Origin of the sequence: Bradyrhizobium sp. CCBAU 53338, from assembly GCF_015291665.1 — a bacterium.
In the GTDB taxonomy this organism is placed as follows: Bacteria; Pseudomonadota; Alphaproteobacteria; order Rhizobiales; family Xanthobacteraceae; genus Bradyrhizobium.
In genome coordinates this window covers 5,149,701-5,166,841 of record NZ_CP030048.1, presented here as the reverse complement: position 1 = coordinate 5,166,841, position 17,141 = coordinate 5,149,701, and the positions used below count along the sequence as shown (strand labels likewise).

The window sequence follows — 17,141 nt, the reverse complement described above, 5'->3', positions numbered from 1 at the left end:
CCCTCTATTCCGGCGAGGCCCCCACAGGCGGGCCGCCGGGTGGGCGATGCAGGAAGGTCAGCGATGCATAGGCGCCGACCCAGGAGCCGATGGCCGCGAATGCGACATAGAAAGCGTTTTCGGTGTAGCTGATCACGGCGTAAGAGGAGAGCAGGTACCAGATCGCACTCCAGCTCGCGGCCGGTACGCGCTTGCGTGCGACCACGGCCGACGTAAACATCACGTAGACTGCGTCGGTTGCCGCCGTTGCGACGAACACGGCGCCTGCGGTGAGGGGATCGATGGCGGCCATTGCAATCCTTTCCGTGCTCATGGGATGGTCGCAAGAAAACCTAGGGGAGAGAGGCTACGATGCAAAGCCCTATCGGCGTTCTCAGCGATATCTGGACCTCCGCCGGCGGCGATAAGGCCGCGCTCGAGCGTGTGCATCTGACCGGCGAGGAGCCGCAGATCCCGTCCTCGTTCCGTGTCGCCGTCGCCGGGCAAACGACAATCGCCGCGGCAGCTCTTGCCGCCGCCGAGATCTGGCGGCTGCGCGGCGGCGAGGCGCAGGGCGTGAGCGTCGACATGCGCCATGCCGTCGTCGAATGCCGCTCCGAGCGTTATCTGCGTCTCGACGACAAGCCGCCGCCGCCGGCCTGGGACGCCATCGCCGGCGTCTACAAGACCGGCGACGACCGCTTCGTCCGCTGCCACACTAATTTCCCGCATCACCGCGACGCTGTCTGCAAGGTGCTTGGCTGCGTGCCCGAGCGCGACAAGGTGCAGGCCGCTCTGATGCAATGGAAGGGCGCGGATTTCGAAACGGCAGCCTATGCCGCAGGCGGCGTCGTTGCGCTGATGCGCTCCTACGACGAATGGTCCGCGCTGCCGCAGGCGTGTGCGCTCGCGGAGCTCCCGCTGATCTCGATCGACAGAATCGGCGATGCCCCGCCGAAGCCATGGCCTAAAAAATCATGGCCGAAAGGCGATCGGCCGCTCGCAGGTCTGCGCGTGCTCGATCTCTCCCGCGTCATCGCCGGTCCCGTCGCCGGCCGCACGCTCGCGGCGCACGGCGCCGATGTGCTGCTCGTTTCGGGGCCGGCACTGCCGGCCATTCCCTGGCTCACCATCGACACAGGCCGCGGCAAGCTCACAACCTTCATCGAGCTGAAGAGCGAGGCAGGCAAGGCGCAGATGCGCGCGCTGTTGAAAGATGCAGACATCTTCTCGCAGGGCTATCGCCCGCGCGCGCTCGCGGCCCTCGGCTTCTCGCCGGAGCACGCCGCGGAGATCAATCCCGGCATCGTCTATGTCACGCTGTCGGCTTACGGCCATGGCGGTCCCTGGGCCGAGCGTCGCGGCTTCGATTCGCTGGTGCAGACCACGACCGGCTTCAACGACGCGGAAGGGAAGGCTGTCGGCGTCGATGGTCCCAAGGAATTGCCGGCACAGATTCTCGACCACGCCACCGGCTATCTCATGGCGTTCGGCGCGATGATGGCGAAGGCGCGTCAGGCTCGCGAAGGCGGTAGCTGGCACGTGCGCGTGTCGCTGGCGCAGACCGGACGCTGGCTTTGGAATCTCGGCCGGCTTGCGGATGGCCTGAACACCCCGGATCTTACGGGCGAGGCCGTACATGCTGCGTTCATGGAAACGATGTCATCTGGCTTCGGAACGTTGAAGGCGGTGCGCCATTCGGCTGTGCTGTCGAGAACACCGGCGCAATGGAGCCGTCCGGCGATGCCGCTCGGCAGTCATTCGCCGCAATGGCCGGCGCAAAGCTGACGTGAAGCTGACATGCCGCAAAATTTTAACGCAAACCGAAGGGTGCGCGGCGTTTTTTAGGTTGTTTGAAATCCCAAATCGGCACTATTAGCGCGACCGATGAGGCAGTCGTCTGCCGAGATCGTCGCAGACACGACCGGGCTCCATGGTAGTTGAAAACACCAAGCGATCGCAGGCGCTTACGAAACGGCGGGTGATCACATCCGCAGTCTTGCTGGCGCTCGCCGGGGCCGGCGCCTACGGTTTCATGTTTGCCGGCACCAAGGAGAAGAAGAACTCCGAGGTCTCAAGCCAGTCGCGCAAGAACGCCCAGAATTTCACGCCGACGCCATCCGAATGGGCGACGCTGACGATCGAGCCGGTCAATGCCAAGACCTTCCGCGCCGAGTATGTCACCGAAGGCAAGGTCGCCGTCGACGAGGACCGTTCGACGCCGGTGTTCTCGCCCTATGCGGGCCGGGTGACCAAGCTGCTCGCCAAGCCGGGCGAGAGCGTGACCCAGGGTCAACCGCTGTTCACAATCGAGGCCGCCGATACCGTGCAGGCCCAGAATGATTTCATCGCGGCGATGACGTCGCAGAACAAGGCGAAGTCGGCGCTCGAGCTTGCCGACATCCAGTACCGGCGCGCCAAGGATCTCTACGAAGGCCGCGCCATTCCGCTCAAGGATTTCCAGCAGGCGGAAGCGACCCAGGTCCAGGCGCAGAACGACATGCGTTCCTCGGTGACGGCGCTGGAAGCCGCTAACAACAAACTGCGCATCCTCGGTTTTACCGACGAGACCATCAAGGCGTTCCAGACGAAGAGCACCATCAATCCGGAAATCACGATCTATGCGCCGATCTCGGGCACGGTCGTGCAACGCAAGATCGGCCCCGGGCAATATGTCAACACCGGCGCCAGCGATCCAGTCTTCGTGATCGGCGATCTCTCCACGGTCTGGCTCACCGCTTTCGTGCGTGAGAGCGACGCCGCCTCCGTCAGTGTCGGGCAGGATATCGCCGTCAACGTGATGGCGCTGCCGGGCCATCCGCTGGCCGCCAAGATCAACTATGTCGCCGCTGCGATCGATCCCAACACCCGCCGCCTGCTGGTGCGCGCCACCATCGACAACAAGGACGGCCTGCTCAAGCCGGAAATGTTCGCCAACGTCACGATCTATTCGACCGGCGACCGCGCCGCGCCCGCGGTGCCGAAGCAGGCGCTGATCTATGAAGGCGACCAGGTCCGCATCTGGGTCGCGCGTGACGACAAGTCGGTCGAGCTCCGCCAGATCAAGATCGGCCTCATCAATGGCAAACTCGTCGAGGTCACCAGCAACCTGAAGCCCGGCGAACGGATCGTCGTCAAAGGCAGCCTGTTCATCGACCGCGCGGCGTCCGGCAGCTGATCGACGAGCCCCAAGAAACTGCGAAAAACCTGAATGGACCGTCTCGTCGCCCTTGCCGTCAACCGGCGCTTCCTGATGGTCGGCATGTTCGTTGCCGTGTTCATCGGCGGCCTGATCGCGTTCAACCAGCTCAATATCGAGGCCTATCCCGATCCGACCCCGCCGATGGTCGATATCGTCACGCAGAGCCCCGGCCTGTCGGCGGAAGAGATCGAGCGCTACATCACGATTCCGATCGAGACCCAGGTCGCTGGCCTGAAGAACCTGACGACGATTCGCACCATCTCGCTCTACGGCCTCTCCGACGTCAAACTCCAGTTCTCCTTCGCCTACACTTATGACGAGGCGTTGCAGCAGGTCTTGAATCGCCTCGCGCAGCTGGCGCCGCTGCCGGGCAACGTGCAGCCGCAAATCTCGCCCCTGAGCCCGATCGGTGAAATCTTCCGCTACCGCCTGGTCGGCCCGCCGAACTACAGCGTGCTCGACCTCAAGACCATCCAGGACTGGATCCTCCAGCGCCGCTTCCGCGCCGTGCCCGGCGTGATCGACGTCACCGGCTGGGGCGGCAAGAGCAAGACCTACGAGCTCCAGGTCGACAACAACAAGCTGGTCGCCAACGGCTTGACGCTGCCGCAGTTGCTGCAGGCCGTCAGCAATTCGAACGTCAATGTCGGCGGCAACACCGTCAATATTGGCCAGCAGTCGGCCGTGGTGCGCGGCGTCGGCCTGATCAAGTCGATCGACGATCTTGCCAACACCATGGTTGCGCAGACCAACGGCAATCCGGTGCTGGTGAAGGACGTCGCCACCGTCACCGTCGGCCAGAAGCCGCGTCTCGGCATCGCCGGTCTCGACGATTCCGACGACATCGTGCAGGGCATCGTGCTGATGCGCCGCGGCGAGCAGAGCACGCCGACCATCAATCGCGTCGAGCAGCTCGTCGCCCAGATCAACGGCTCGACGATCCTGCCGCCGGGCGTGCGGATCGAGCGCATCTACGACCGCAAGGACCTGATCGACCTCACCACGCACACCGTGTTGCACAACATGGTGGTCGGCATCCTGCTGATCGTGCTGCTGCAATGGATCTTCCTCGGCGATCTCCGCAGCGCGCTGATCGTCGGCGCCACGATTCCGTTCGCGCTGTTCTTCGCTGTGATCATCCTGGTGCTGCGCGGGGAATCGGCCAACCTGCTCTCGGTCGGCGCCATCGATTTCGGCCTGATCGTGGACGCGACCGTCATCATGGTGGAGGCGATCTTCCGCCGCCTGACGCAGACCACGCCGACATCGGAATCCGAGCAGATGTCGCCCGAGACGCTGTTCGGCATGAAGAGCCACGCCATCCTCAGCGCCGCGGCCGACGTCTCGCGTTCGATCTTCTTTGCCGCCGCGATCATCATTGCGGCCTTCCTGCCGCTGTTCACGCTGTCAGGCGTCGAGGGCAACATCTTCGGGCCGATGGCGCGCACCTATGCCTACGCGCTTGCCGGCGGCCTGCTTGCGACCTTTACCGTCACGCCGGCGCTGTCCGCGATCATCCTGCCCGCCCATGTCGAGGAGACCGAGACCCGCGTGATGCAGGTCCTGCACCGGCTCTACATGCCGGTGCTGAACTGGGCCGTCGCCAACCGCGCCATCGTACTCGGCGGCGCGGTCGGGCTCGTGGCGATGACGATCGTGTTCGGCCGGCTGCTCGGCCTCGAATTCCTGCCCAAGCTCGAAGAGGGCAATCTCTGGATCCGCGCCACGCTGCCGCCGACCATCTCGCTCCAGGAAGGCAACTCCTACGTCAACGAGATGCGGAAGCTGATCCGCGCCCGGCCCGAGGTCGAGTCCGTGGTGTCGCAGCATGGCCGTCCTGACGACGGCACCGACGCCGCCGGCTTCTTCAACGCGGAGTTCTTCGCGCCGCTGAAGCCCGCGAGCACGTGGCCGGGTACGCATGACAAGGAGGAGCTGACCGCGGAGCTGCTCAAGCAGCTCGACGACCGCTTCCCCGGCGTCGAGTTCAACTTCTCGCAATATCTCCAGGACAACGTCTCCGAAGCCGTCTCCGGCGTGAAGGGCGAGAACTCGATCAAGCTGTTCGGCAGCGATCTTCAGGCGCTGACGGACACCGCCAACAAGATCAAGTCGGTGCTGTCGACGGTGCAGGGCGTCACGGACCTTGCGGTCTTCACCTCGCTCGGGCAGCCGACCGTGCAGATCGACATCGATCGCGCCAAGGCCGCGCGTTACGGGCTCGCTCCCGGCGACATCAACGCCACCATCAAGGTCGCGATCGGCGGCGACACCGCCGGCGACCTCTACGAGCCGGGGTCCGACCGCCACTTCCCGATCATCGTGCGCCTGGCGCCGGAGTACCGCCGCAGCGCCGAGGCGATCCAGAACATCCGGATCGGCGCGCCCGGGCCGAACGGCTCGATCACCCAGATTCCCCTGAGCGAAGTTGCCACGATCAGCCTCGTCTCCGGCGCCGCCTACATCTACCGCGAGCAGCAGGAACGCTATCTGCCGATCAAGTTCTCGGTGCGCGAGCGCGATCTCGGCAGCGCCATCCGCGAGGCGCAGCAGAAGATCGCCGAACAGGTCCAGCTGCCGCCCGGTTCGCACATGGAATGGGTCGGCGAGTTCGGCAATCTCCAGGACGCGATCCGGCGGCTGTCGATCGTGGTCCCGATCTCGCTGGCGCTGATCGGCATCCTGCTCTGGTTCAATTTCGGCTCGATGACCGACACGCTGCTCGCCATGAGCGTGATCCCGATGGCGATCTTCGGCGGCGTGCTGGGTCTGTTGATGTCCGGCACCGCCTTCAGCGTTTCGGCGGCGATCGGCTTCATCGCGCTGTTCGGCATCGCCGTGATGGACGGCATCATCATCCTCTCGCAGTTCAACCAGTTGATTGAAGAGGGCATGGACCGCATGAGCGCGGTGGTTCGCACCGGCGAGTTGCAGCTCCGGCCCGTGCTGATGACCTGCGTGGTCGCCGGCGTCGGCCTCTTGCCGGCCGCGCTGTCGGAAGGCATCGGCTCGCAGGTGCAGAAGCCGCTCGCGGTCGTCGTGGTGACCGGCATGATGCTTGCGCCGGTCGTGATTCTGGTGACGCTGCCGGTGCTGATCTCCTTCTTCTCCCGCCGCGCGCGCTGACGCCGATCTCAAAATCCGTAGAGCCGGGCCGGATTGTCGACCAGGATTTTCCTGCGGATGTCATCATCCTGTGACCACACCGGAAGCTGGTTCAGCAGCCGGCCGTCGTCGATCTGGTGAAATGGTGCGGGATCGGTAGCCTTGCGGCCCGCGACTTGCGCCGAATCCGGGTGCGGCCAGTCGGTACCCCAGACGATACGATCCGGGTTTGCGGCGATCAGCGCACGCGCATAGGGCACCATGTCCTGATAGTCGGGCGCGAGGTTCGACGAGCGATAGGCGCCGGAGATCTTCACATGGGCCTTGCCTGACTTGACCAGCGCGACGAGGTCGGAAAACCCTGGCTGCTCGAGCCCGAGAGCGGCCTCGAGCCCGCCGAAATGATCGAAAACGACGGGCACCGGTGAAGCCAGCACGAGATCCCTGATGGCCGAGATCATCGCCGGCGTGGTGTAGAGCTGCACATGCCAGCCGCGCGCTGACATGCGTTCGACGGCGGCGGCAAAGCGGGCGCGGCCGACATCGGGATCGTTGACACCGTCGGTCGCAAGATTGATGCGGATGCCGCGAAAGCCGTCCGCATGCATTGCATCGAGCTGGGCCTCGGTGGTCTTGTCGTCGATCACGGCTACGCCGCGCGCGGTTGCGCCGCGGGCCTTCATGCCGAACAGGCTCGAGGAATTGTCGGTGCCGTAGACGCTCGGCGTGACGATCACCACGCGCTCGATGTGCAGCGCCTCGTGCAGCGCCGCCATTTCGTCGGGGCTTGCCGGTCCCGGCGTGTAGACGCGCCCCGCGAAGAACGGAAAATCTTCGACGTCGCCATGGATGTGGGTGTGACAGTCGCAGGCACCTGCCGGTACATCGAAACTGATCGGTGTCGCGGGCTGCGCTGCGCGCGCGAAAATCTTGTCGGTCATGGCGGCTCCGGCGGCGAGGAAGGCGCGGAACGATATCACATCAGCCGGGCAGTCCCGCCACGTCGGCGCATAGCTGGTCGACCAGCTCCGCAATCGGCCGCGCGCCGTCGGCGCGGACGACCGTGCAGGGCAGACCCGCCAGCCAGGCCTCGTCCTTTGCGAGGCTGCGTCCGTCGCGATCGCTGGCTTCGTAGTGCGAGGCCCATTCGACGAAGGCTTCGGTCTCCTCGTGGCGCCAGCCCCCGGGAACAACGGCATCCGCACCAAAATGCGCAGCCTCGCGGGCGTACAGGCGTTGCACGCGAAGATCGCGCTGCGTCGTCACGAAGGCAACAAGATCGAACAGCGGGACGATTTCGTCGCCCCAGCCGGTGACGGTTCCGCTGAGCACCCAATCGAGACGCGGCAGAAACATCTCACGCATGAGGCGCAGACGATCGGCGGCTGGGCGTGTCGTCCGATAGGGCGGAGCAGTCGGGAGCCAGAAATAGTCGTCGGTGTCGTGATGCGGCAGCGCCAACCGCCTCGCAAGAGCGCGGCCGAGCGTCGTCACGCCGGAACCCGAAGCTCCCATCAGATGGATGCGGCGGCTCTTCATTGGCGTCGACCGAAAGATTCGAAACTACTGCCCCGACGGCGTGCGCAGGCCGTGCCAGGCGTCGCGGACCTGCTGGTAGTGCACCTCGGGCAGATAGTCCGGTGTGTTCAGGTTCAAGGTCTTGACGTCGAGATGGCCGATGGCGCTGAGCAGCGTGTAGGAGGCGATGACGCGGTCGCGCAGCGCGCCGATCAGGCGGGCCTTGGCCTGGATCAGATCGGCCTGCGAGTTCAGCACGTCCACCGTCGTGCGCTGTCCGCCGGCGGCCTCGCGCTGGACGCCCTGGAGCGCGACGGTCGCCGCCTTCACCTCGGACTCCGAGGCCGAGACCGCGATCTTGGCGCCTTCGTTGGCGACCCAGGCGCTGACCGCCGCCGTACGCGCCTGGTTGCGGATCTGGTCGAGCACCAGACGGCTCTGCGCCGTGACTTCCTTGGCCTGCCGGGTCTGCGATGCCGCCTGGCCACCGTCATAGATCGGCGCGGTGACGTTGGCGACGATCGAGGCCTGATCGGTACCGAAGGTGCCGAGCGTCTGGTCGCTGTCGCGGCTGCGGCTGACGCTGCCCTGGAGGCTGGCGCTGGGGAGCAGTGCGCCTTCGGCGACGCGGATATTGGTCGAGGCGACGTCGACGTCGAAGCCGGCTGCCATCACGGCGGGATGCTCGCGGATCGCCATGGCGATCGAATCCTCGCGGCTCTTCGGCAGATAGCGATCGACAACTTCGGCGGGACGAAGGGCGGAGGGCGAATTGCCGATTACCTGGGCGTAGGTCGCCTGGCTCACGGCAAGCGCGACTTCGGCGGCATTGAGATCGGCAAGGCCCCGATTGAGGCGCGCCTCGGCCTGGGCGGTATCGGTCGGGGTGACGTCGCCGGCGTTGAGGCGGCGCTGGGTGATGGAGAGCGTCTCGCGCAGGAAGGCGACGTTTGAGCGCTGCGCCTCGACCAGCGACTGGTTCGCCAGCACGTTGGTATAGGCGGTGACGGCGTCGAGCAGCACGCCCTGGCCAACGTTGCGCAGAGCCTCGCGACCGGACTGCACCTGGAGTTCCGCGACCCGCACGCTGTTGGCGGTGCGGAAGCCGTTGAACAGGGTCTGCGACACCGTGACCCCGATGGTCCATGGTTTCAGCGTTGCGGTCTGGATGGTGTTGTCTGGAAGCAGATTGCGCACTGCCTGCATGCCGGCGCTGAGGCTCGCCACGATCTGCGGCCGGTAGCCGGCCAGCGCCTGCGGAACGTTCTCGTCGGTGGCGCGCTGCCTTGCACGCTCGGCGTTGAGTTGCGGGTTGGTCTGGTAGGCCTTGACCAGCGCCTCCGGCAGCGCCTCTGCACAGACGGCGGCGGGCAGGGCGCAACAGAGCGCCACCGCAGTCCATGTCGCCAGGACAGGACCCACGCCCGATCGACGCCGCGTCATCACGCGGCCAGCTCTGGCGGTACGCCCAATCATGTAATCCCGCAAAACCCCGGCTGTCCGCCCCCGCCGACGGCGGTTCTCTTAACTGTTTACCCAGCGCCGGTCGCGCAGGCAAACTGCCGCGGAGCAAACCCCCATGAAATCCGTGCTTGTTGCAGGTGCGTCACACACCGATTGCGCCACGAATAGGCTATAGGGACCTGATGGTGCCTTCCAATTCCGTCGGGCGCCTTAGCCATGCGGTCCGGACCCACGGATGATGCCGAAAGTCTTCTCCGATCCCGATGCACTCGCGGAAGAAATCATTCGCGACGTCGGAACCGATCTGGTGGTCGGTCTGCCGCTTGGTCTCGGCAAGGCCAATCATGTCGTCAACGCGCTCTATGCGCGGGCCTGTGCCGATCCTGACATCAAGCTGACAATGCTGTCGGCGCTGACACTGGAGAAGCCAGCACCGAAGGCGCTCATCGAACGCCGGTTCATCACGCCGGTGATCGATCGCCTGTTCGGCGGGTATCCCGATCTGACCTACGCCGATGCGTTGCGCGAACGTCGGCTGCCGCCCAATATCGACGTGGTCGAATTTTTCTTTCTGGCCGGGCGCTGGCTGCACGTGCCTGCTGCCCAGCAGAATTACATTTCGGCCAACTATACCAATGCCGCGAGCTATCTGCTGGCGCGCGGGATGAACGTGGTGACACAATTGGTGGCGCAGCGCGTCGTCGACGGCGTGCCGCGCTACAGCCTCTCCTGCAATACCGACACGACGCTGGACGTGCTGCGCGAGCGCCGCGCCGGACGCGCGACGTTCAAGCTGATCGCGCAGGTAAATTCCGAGCTGCCGTTCATGCCAGGCGAGGGCGATCTTCCGGCCGAGGAGTTTTCCGCGGTGCTGGACAGTGCGGCGACCGACTTTCCTCTGTTCGCGCCGCCGTCGGAGCCGATCTCCGATACCAGATACGCCATAGGCCTGAACGCGGCATCGCTGGTCCGCGACGGCGGCACGCTGCAAATCGGCATCGGGCAGATCGGCGATGCGCTCGCGCAGGGCCTGATCCTCCGCCAACGCCATGGAGCAGCGTTTCATGACGTCGTCACGCGGCTGTGCGAGGCGCGACCGGGCGTGGCGCAGGAAGCCGGGGCCTTCCAGGTTGGCCTCTATGGCGTCAGCGAGATGGTGACCGAGGCCTTCATCGGCCTGATCGACGCCGGCATTCTCACGCGCGCCATCGACGGCGTGGTGCTGCATGGCGCTTTCTTCCTCGGTCCAAGGTCGTTCTATCGTGTATTGCGCGAGATGCCATCAGACGAGATCGCGCGCATCCAGATGATGCCGGTGTCGTTTACGAACGAGCTCTACGGCGATGAGGATCGGAAGCGCAGCGCCCGCATCGACGCACGCTTCATCAACGTCACGATGATGGCGACGCTGCTGGGGGCGGCCGTGTCGGACGGCCTCGATGACGGGCAGGTCGTGAGCGGGGTCGGCGGGCAATACAATTTCGTAGCGCAAGCCTTCGCGCTCCAGGGCGCGCGGTCGGTCCTGACGCTGGAAGCTACGCGGCAGTCCGGCGGCGCGCTGAAATCCAACTTTCTCTGGCGCTACGGGCATGAGACCATTCCGCGCCATTTGCGCGATGTCTTCGTCACCGAATACGGCGTTGCCGATCTCAGGGGAAAGTCGGACGCCGATGTGATCGCAAGCATGCTGACAATCGCGGATTCACGCTTTCAAGGCGAGTTGGCGCGGCTGGCGAAGGACGCCGGCAAGCTGCCGCGGGGCTACGAGATCCCGGCCGCTTACCGCGACAACCATCCCGAAAGGATCGCAGCCGCGCTCAAGCCTGCGCGCGAGGCCGGGCTCTTGCCGTCGTTCCCGTTCGGTTGCGATTTCACCGAGGTGGAGCAGCGCCTGATTCCGGCGCTGGAGATCCTGCAAGGCGCGCAACATTCATCGCGCGCGCTGGCAGGTCTGCTGTGGCAAGGATTGATGCGGAAGCCTGATACGGCCGACGAGGCGTGCCTGGCACGCCTCGGCCTTGACCGTCCCAAAACCTGGCCGGAGCGCTTCTATCGCGCACTGGTCAACGCTGCTCTGGCAGAGAGCCGCGCCAGCTAGCTCCGCTGTCGTCCTGGCGAAGGCCAGAACCCATTGCACTTGGGAGCAGTCGTGGTGCGAAGCCGGTAACTCCGGGTCATCGCAAAAACATTGCTGCGGAGTATGGGTCCCGAATTTGCGCGCGCTTAAGGCGCGCTCGTCCGGGACGACGGAGAGGAAATCACCGGTTCTTGTTCACCGGCTTGCGCTTCTCGATGAAGGCGGCCATGCCCTCGGAGCGGTCTTCGAGCGCGAAGGTCGAGTGGAACAGATTGCGCTCGACGCTCATGCCCTCGGCCAGCGTCGTCTCGAAGGCGCGATTGACCGCTTCCTTGGCCATCGCGACCGCAGGGCGCGACATGGAGGCGATCTTCTCGGCCGCCGCCAGGGTCTCCTCCATCAGCTTGTCGGCGGGCACGATCCGGCTGACGAGGCCGCTGCGCTCGGCCTCGGCCGCATCCATCATGCGGCCGGTGAGGCAAAGATCCATCGCCTTGGACTTGCCGATCGCGCGGGTCAGGCGCTGGGTGCCGCCGATGCCGGGGATGGTGCCGAGCGTGATCTCGGGCTGGCCGAATTTGGCGGTGTCCGCCGCGATGATGAAATCGCACATCATGGCGAGCTCGCAGCCGCCGCCGAGCGCGTAGCCTGCGACCGCCGCAATGGTCGGCTTGCGGCAACGCGCGACGCGATCGCCGCCGATCGCGGCAAAGTCCTCGGAGAACATGTCGATGAAGCCCTTCGGCTGCATCTCCTTGATGTCCGCGCCGGCCGCAAAGGCCTTCTCGCTGCCGGTCAAGACGATGCAGCCGATCGCGTCATCGGCCTCGAGATCGTCGACCGCCGCGGCGATCTCGCGAAACACGCCGAAGGAAAGCGCGTTGAGCATCTTCGGCCGGTTCAGCTTGACGATGCCGACTGCGCCTTTGCTCTCGACGATGATGTGTTCGAACGTGCTCATGCTCCACCCACGCGTTTGATTGGGCGGGCAATGTGCCCGCTGGCGCGGATGCCTTCAAGGGGGCCAAGGGCCGCCGGGACGCGCGCGCAGCGCGGCCCGAAATGGGTCGTTCAAGCCATGAACATGCGTGCGGCCGAGGCCAGCGTCAGCAGCGTACCGACGCCGATGAAGATCTTGCCGATCAGGGTGCTCTGGTCCCAGGCCGAGTTCGGCTGGCTGCTCGCCATCACCGGCGCCGGACGCGGCTGCGCGTCGGTTGCGGCGACCACCGCTCTCTGCGCGGGGGGATTGTCCTGTTGCAGGGCGCGGTCGAGGTCGTTGAGCTGGTCGGGCGCGACCACCTGGTTCTCGGCATTGGGGGCGGCGTCATTGTCGGCTGCGGCCTGCACATTGTCGTTGGCGCGGCCGGTCATCGCCGAGGCCGCTGTCGCAGGGGGCGTCTCGGGGGTGAGCTGCGCGTTGGCATTGGCGACATCGGGCGACATCTGGCTCGAGGCCGGGGCGTCGGTGTTGGCCTTGTTGTCGATCTTGGCCTCGTCGACCTGCGGCTGCGCATCCGCCTTGTCGGATTTGTCGGCCTTGTCGTCGGATTTCTGCGCCGTCTTGCTGCCGGTGTGGCGGCGGGAGGCGTGGTGCCGCGACTTGGTCGGCTTGACCGCATCGGCCTGTTTGCTTGCGCTCGTGCTTGCAGCAGAACTCGGCGCCGCCTGCGCCGAGGCTCCCAACAGCAAGAACAGCCCGGCCAGAACGGCCAATGCCGCGCGCCCGCTGGCTTTCGTCATGTTCATGGTCTCCCCAATTCGCCCGTCCCGGAAGCGAACAGAGACCTTGGGCCATGACGACAGCGGGGCAAAATATGGGAATCTTCGGGCCACACCGGGCAAAACCGGGGCAAACCGGTTAGCGGCAGCGGGTGGCCGGATGCGGCAGGGCCCGATCGGTGTTATGAGCCCTGACGGAATTCCTGCGGCTGCTTCGGGGAAGGTGCGATCTTGATCACGACTTCGTGATCGTTCGGGCCGGGTCGTAACAAATTGAAAGAGCGGCCGAATTGCAATGATGAGGGGCGCGCGTGCGCGGACGTGAGGACGAATGGACCGGCCTGATGCGGTCGGCCATGGCAGGCGATGATGCGGCGTATCATCGCCTGTTGAAGGCGGTCACGCCGGTGCTGCGCGCTGCCGCGAGGCGCGGCTTGGCGCGTGCCGGGCAGCCTCCCGATCAGGCCGAGGATATCGTGCAGGAGATTTTGTTGGCGGTGCATCTAAAGCGGCACACCTGGGACAGCGAAGCGCCCTTCGCCCCCTGGCTGTTTGCGATCGCCCGCAACAAGCTGATCGACGCGCTCAGGCGCCGCGGCCGGCGCGTGTTCGTCAACATCGACGATTTCGCCGAGACGCTGCCCGGCGAGACGCCGCAGGAGACGGCCTCGGCCGGCGAGGTCACGGCGCAGCTCAACACGCTGCCGCAGCGTCAGCGCGACGTGTTGCAGTCGATCGCGGTGGATAGCGCTTCGATCAAGGACACCGCGACGAAATTCTCGATGAGTGAAGGTGCGGTGCGCGTCGCGCTGCATCGGGGGCTTGCGGCCCTGACCGCCAAACTACGGGACCACTAGTCATGGACACCGATCAACTCATTCGCACGCTTGCCGCCGACAACGCCCACCGCGCCCCACGCGTCGGTGCGCTGCTGACGACGGGGCTCCTGGTCGCGGCGCCATTGTCGATTCTGGTTTTCGCGACGTTTCTCGGCGTCCGGCCGGACGTGATGAGCGCCATGCACAACCCGTTCTTCGACATGAAGTTCGCGGTTACGCTGTCGCTCGCGATTCCCGCGATCATCATCAGCCTGCACCTGTCGCGGCCCGAGGCATTGCTGCGCGGCTGGGGCTGGCTTCTGCTGCTGCCCGTGGGATTGCTTGCGGTCGCGATCGGCAGCGAGGCGATGATGGCGCCGGCCATGCCGATGACGATGCGGCTCGTCGGCAAGAATTCGCGGGCATGCCTGTCGGCGATTCCCGCGATGTCGCTGCCGCTTCTTGCGGGCGCGTTGTTCGGCCTGCGCCATGGCGCTCCGGCGCGTCCTGCGCTTGCCGGCGCGCTCGCCGGACTGCTCTCGGCCGGGCTCGCCGCCACGCTCTACGCCTCGCACTGCACCGACGACTCGCCGCTGTTCGTCGCGACCTGGTACACGATCGCGACCGCGGTCGTGACCGCGATCGGCGCGGCGGTTGGGTCGAGAGTATTGAGATATTAAGCCGCGGACGTCGTGCTCTGCATGCGCTGGAAGCGCAGCACCTGCTGGGCGGTGGAACTGCGCAGGGCCTCGTAGGTATCGCGCAGCGACAGCATGTCGGTCTGCGTGCCGCCCGAGAGCTTTTCGCGCATGGCAACGATCGCGCGCACGCTCGACCATTGCATCCCGGCGACCTTGGCGAGGATCATCACGCCCTCGGTGCGGCTCTCGATCATCATGTTCTCGGCGATGTCGACCGAAACGCCGGCAAGGGCCGCGAGCCCCGCATTGGTCTCGTCGAACTTGCCCTGTTCGGCGAAGGCTGCGACCTGGAATTCGTTGAGACGGCCGTCGTCGTGGAGTGACTTCACCAGCGCGCGCGCCATCTCGGTCTGCCGGCTCATGGCGGCGGCGCGGACCCGCTGTGCCGCTTCCTGGACCACGCTGGACACTTCGTCGGCGAGTTCGGGATGGGCGGCTTCCAGTTTCCTGCGCACGCTGAGGGATGCCTTGGCGACCAGCTTCAGATAATGATGGCGCGGCAGGTCGGGCCGCAGGCCGATGCAGGCCGCAAGATCGTCATCGCGCTCGGCGCGGGCGATGAGATCGGTGAGGCTGCCCTCGGAGAGCTTCGCACCGGGATTGCTGACGGTCGACTGCACCACGTCTTCGTTGCCGCGCGACACCAGCACGTCGGTCAGCGCTTCCGACAGCACCCGCCGAAGCGAGATTGCCTTGAGATGGGCCTGGCTCTTGCTGCGTGCGATCTCGATCAGGGTCGTCTCGTCGAGCCGCTCGGACTTCGACAGCACGGGACCCGCGACCTCGATGACGTCGTCGAGCGCGAGCGTGCGGATGATCTGGGGCGGGGCGGCTCCGATCGGCGCGAGCCGGTCGGCGAGCAATGCTTTCGCCGAGGTCTCGATCTGCTCGATCAGGCATTGGAAGACGTCGTCGAAGACCCGGATGTGGTCGTCGGAGTAGTCGACCGCATTGCCCACGAAGAGGTCGGTGACGCGGCGCAGCGTCTCGACCCGGCGGGCGACGGTGCCGTGCGCGAGTGCCGATTGCAATTCGTCGAGGATGTTCTCGGATGATTTAACGGATTTGGATGTCATGGCCCTGTCCTGGAGCGTTCGGTCCGGCGATGCCTTCTCACCTGCCGGCATAAATGGATTGGTCAGCTCGTAGCAATGCGGTTGCGCCCTTGCGCCTTGGCGGAATAGAGCGCGCGGTCGGCGCGCGCGAGGAACGTGTCGGCAGTATCAACGTCACGCAGCGTCACGACGCCGGCGGAAATGGTCACGCTCATGCCGGGCGAGAATGCGCCCCAGTCGAGCTCGGCGACGATGCTGCGCAGCCGGTCGAGCATGCGCGATGCAGCCTCGATTGCGGTGCCGGGCAGCAGCAGCAGAAACTCCTCGCCGCCATAGCGGCCGAAGCGGTCGTCGGGCCGGATGTTGGCGAAGATGGTGATGGCGAAGGTCCGCAGCACCTCGTCGCCGACGGGATGTCCGTACGCGTCGTTGATCCGCTTGAACCAGTCGAGGTCGATCAGCGCGATCGCGCACGGTGCGGCAGTCTGCCGCGACTTTTCGATCTCCGCGTCGAGCAGCCGCATGATGCAGCGGCGGTTGTAGGAGCCGGTCAGCTCGTCGAGCTCGGCGAGCTCCTCGATGCGCTGATAGGCGGCCTTCAGCTCGACGCTGCGCCGGTACAGGATCTTGCGCAGCGTGGCGCCGAACAGGCCGAGGAAGGCGCACTGGCCGATCACCAGCACGAAGCAGAGCATCGAGGCGGTCCGCTGGAGCCGCGTCGCAACCGGCATGCCGATCGGCAGGTCGGAGCCGAGGAACACGGCCGCGAGCGCGAGCGTCGCGAGCGCCCAGGTGAGCATCGCCTGTTCCGGGGTCATGCGCAGCGTGCCGAAGGCGAAGATCAGGAACAGCACGCTGATGAAGGCAATCCCGATCGTCGGCACCGACACCAGGAAGATGAATTGCAGCGCCATATGCGCCGAGATCTGGAAGACCGTGAGGTAATGGTCGGTGTGCTGGTCGCCGACGCCGGCCTCCGACATGACCACGAAGATGCCGATGATCAGGAGGCCGCCGACCCAGAACAGCGACGGAACGTCGAAATGAATGGCGCCGTCATAGGCATAGAGCAACAGGACGAAGGCGCCGAGCGAGTAGCTGGCGGCCTGGCCGACATACATCTGCCGTCGCTGCCGGATCCGGCGCGCCAGCGCCTCGGGTGCCGCCGCCTCGGGCGCGAGGACGAGATCCGCGACTTCAGCGGCATTCCTTTCCGGAATGGACGTCGCGGCCGTGCTCATGGTCCCGCCAATGGTGGATGTCAGCCGAAAAAATCTACGTGGTAAGCCTTTAGGTTTGGTATCCTTTTGCATCGAATCCGGGGGACGCCGCGCGCGGGTGAGGGGCTTCGTGCGGCGCGGAGTATGGCAGTCAGTTAGGCATCGCAGGCGATATCGCGGACCAAATCCGGCGCCGAGCGACATAAGGTGCACAGGGCCGTGTCATGAACCCGGCTCGATCGGGCCGTCTGTGCCGGCCAACGGCAGTCCGTAAGAGAGT

14 protein-coding genes are annotated in these 17,141 nt (G+C 65.5%); 6 read left to right on the top strand and 8 right to left on the bottom strand.

The annotated features are described in order from the left end of the window. Window positions 1-4 precede the first annotated feature (4 nt). Window positions 5-292, bottom strand: a complete 288-nt coding sequence (locus XH90_RS24335; RefSeq protein ID WP_092229821.1) for a hypothetical protein — start codon at window positions 290-292, stop codon at window positions 5-7. A gap of 59 nt (window positions 293-351) precedes the next feature. On the opposite strand from XH90_RS24335, the gene XH90_RS24330 reads away from it, so the two are divergent. The 3 genes from XH90_RS24330 (at window position 352) to XH90_RS24320 (ending at window position 6,307) form a co-directional block, all read left to right on the top strand. Then, the gene (locus tag XH90_RS24330; protein ID WP_194476847.1) at window positions 352-1,767 is read left to right on the top strand and encodes a CoA transferase; all 1,416 of its coding nucleotides are present in this window, start codon (window positions 352-354) and stop codon (window positions 1,765-1,767) included. A gap of 145 nt (window positions 1,768-1,912) precedes the next feature. Further along, complete coding sequence (locus XH90_RS24325; RefSeq protein WP_194476846.1) at window positions 1,913-3,157, top strand: efflux RND transporter periplasmic adaptor subunit; 1,245 nt, start codon at window positions 1,913-1,915, stop codon at window positions 3,155-3,157. Between the two features lie 33 nt (window positions 3,158-3,190). Then, a complete protein-coding gene (locus tag XH90_RS24320; RefSeq protein ID WP_194476845.1) occupies window positions 3,191-6,307 on the top strand; it encodes an efflux RND transporter permease subunit in 3,117 nt (1,038 codons plus the stop codon). A gap of 8 nt (window positions 6,308-6,315) precedes the next feature. Here the strand turns inward: XH90_RS24320 and XH90_RS24315 are convergent, their stop codons facing one another. From XH90_RS24315 to XH90_RS24305, 3 genes are read right to left on the bottom strand one after another with little or no spacing between them, the layout of a single operon-like run. Further along, window positions 6,316-7,227 (bottom strand): amidohydrolase, encoded by a 912-nt coding sequence (locus XH90_RS24315; RefSeq protein WP_194476844.1) that lies wholly within the window; start codon window positions 7,225-7,227, stop codon window positions 6,316-6,318. A gap of 40 nt (window positions 7,228-7,267) precedes the next feature. Further along, window positions 7,268-7,825 carry a hypothetical protein gene (locus XH90_RS24310; protein ID WP_194476843.1) on the bottom strand — a complete coding sequence of 186 codons (558 nt, stop codon included), beginning with the start codon at window positions 7,823-7,825 and terminating at the stop codon, window positions 7,268-7,270. A gap of 24 nt (window positions 7,826-7,849) precedes the next feature. Then, the gene (locus XH90_RS24305) at window positions 7,850-9,247 is read right to left on the bottom strand and encodes a TolC family outer membrane protein (protein ID WP_194476842.1); all 1,398 of its coding nucleotides are present in this window, start codon (window positions 9,245-9,247) and stop codon (window positions 7,850-7,852) included. Window positions 9,248-9,506: 259 nt separating this feature from the next. Between XH90_RS24305 and XH90_RS24300 the strand changes: the two genes are divergently transcribed. Further along, the gene (locus tag XH90_RS24300; protein WP_194482790.1) at window positions 9,507-11,366 is read left to right on the top strand and encodes an acetyl-CoA hydrolase/transferase C-terminal domain-containing protein; all 1,860 of its coding nucleotides are present in this window, start codon (window positions 9,507-9,509) and stop codon (window positions 11,364-11,366) included. 160 nt (window positions 11,367-11,526) lie between these two features. On the opposite strand, the gene XH90_RS24295 is transcribed toward XH90_RS24300, so the two are convergent. Further along, on the bottom strand, window positions 11,527-12,306 hold the full coding sequence (locus XH90_RS24295; RefSeq protein ID WP_194476841.1) for an enoyl-CoA hydratase: 780 nt from the start codon (window positions 12,304-12,306) through the stop codon (window positions 11,527-11,529). Between the two features lie 110 nt (window positions 12,307-12,416). Further along, entirely contained in the window at window positions 12,417-13,088 is a 672-nt protein-coding gene (locus tag XH90_RS24290; protein WP_194476840.1) for a hypothetical protein, read from the bottom strand. Window positions 13,089-13,378: 290 nt separating this feature from the next. Between XH90_RS24290 and XH90_RS24285 the strand changes: the two genes are divergently transcribed. Both XH90_RS24285 and XH90_RS24280 read left to right on the top strand, forming a co-directional pair. Next, window positions 13,379-13,924 (top strand): sigma-70 family RNA polymerase sigma factor, encoded by a 546-nt coding sequence (locus XH90_RS24285; RefSeq protein ID WP_194476839.1) that lies wholly within the window; start codon window positions 13,379-13,381, stop codon window positions 13,922-13,924. A 2-nt stretch (window positions 13,925-13,926) separates the two neighbouring features. Then, window positions 13,927-14,565: an NrsF family protein gene (locus XH90_RS24280; RefSeq protein ID WP_194476838.1), complete on the top strand. Its 639-nt coding sequence runs from the start codon at window positions 13,927-13,929 to the stop codon at window positions 14,563-14,565. On the opposite strand, the gene XH90_RS24275 is transcribed toward XH90_RS24280, so the two are convergent. Further along, window positions 14,562-15,662 (bottom strand): DUF2336 domain-containing protein, encoded by a 1,101-nt coding sequence (locus XH90_RS24275; RefSeq protein WP_194476837.1) that lies wholly within the window; start codon window positions 15,660-15,662, stop codon window positions 14,562-14,564. The genes XH90_RS24280 and XH90_RS24275 overlap by 4 nt on opposite strands. Window positions 15,663-15,724: 62 nt before the next feature. Further along, window positions 15,725-16,882 carry a GGDEF domain-containing protein gene (locus XH90_RS24270; RefSeq protein WP_194476836.1) on the bottom strand — a complete coding sequence of 386 codons (1,158 nt, stop codon included), beginning with the start codon at window positions 16,880-16,882 and terminating at the stop codon, window positions 15,725-15,727. Window positions 16,883-17,141: the final 259 nt, after the last annotated feature.

Coding starts and splice junctions, on each gene's coding strand:
- XH90_RS24330 (WP_194476847.1), top strand. CDS start 352: ATGCAAAGCCCTATCGGCGTTCTCAGCGATATCTGGACCTCCGCCGGC.
- XH90_RS24335 (WP_092229821.1), bottom strand. CDS start 292: ATGGCCGCCATCGATCCCCTCACCGCAGGCGCCGTGTTCGTCGCAACG.
- XH90_RS24310 (WP_194476843.1), bottom strand. CDS start 7,825: ATGAAGAGCCGCCGCATCCATCTGATGGGAGCTTCGGGTTCCGGCGTG.
- XH90_RS24275 (WP_194476837.1), bottom strand. CDS start 15,662: ATGACATCCAAATCCGTTAAATCATCCGAGAACATCCTCGACGAATTG.
- XH90_RS24300 (WP_194482790.1), top strand. CDS start 9,507: ATGCCGAAAGTCTTCTCCGATCCCGATGCACTCGCGGAAGAAATCATT.
- XH90_RS24270 (WP_194476836.1), bottom strand. CDS start 16,882: ATGAGCACGGCCGCGACGTCCATTCCGGAAAGGAATGCCGCTGAAGTC.
- XH90_RS24320 (WP_194476845.1), top strand. CDS start 3,191: ATGGACCGTCTCGTCGCCCTTGCCGTCAACCGGCGCTTCCTGATGGTC.
- XH90_RS24315 (WP_194476844.1), bottom strand. CDS start 7,227: ATGACCGACAAGATTTTCGCGCGCGCAGCGCAGCCCGCGACACCGATC.
- XH90_RS24290 (WP_194476840.1), bottom strand. CDS start 13,088: ATGACGAAAGCCAGCGGGCGCGCGGCATTGGCCGTTCTGGCCGGGCTG.
- XH90_RS24305 (WP_194476842.1), bottom strand. CDS start 9,247: ATGACGCGGCGTCGATCGGGCGTGGGTCCTGTCCTGGCGACATGGACT.
- XH90_RS24280 (WP_194476838.1), top strand. CDS start 13,927: ATGGACACCGATCAACTCATTCGCACGCTTGCCGCCGACAACGCCCAC.
- XH90_RS24325 (WP_194476846.1), top strand. CDS start 1,913: ATGGTAGTTGAAAACACCAAGCGATCGCAGGCGCTTACGAAACGGCGG.
- XH90_RS24295 (WP_194476841.1), bottom strand. CDS start 12,306: ATGAGCACGTTCGAACACATCATCGTCGAGAGCAAAGGCGCAGTCGGC.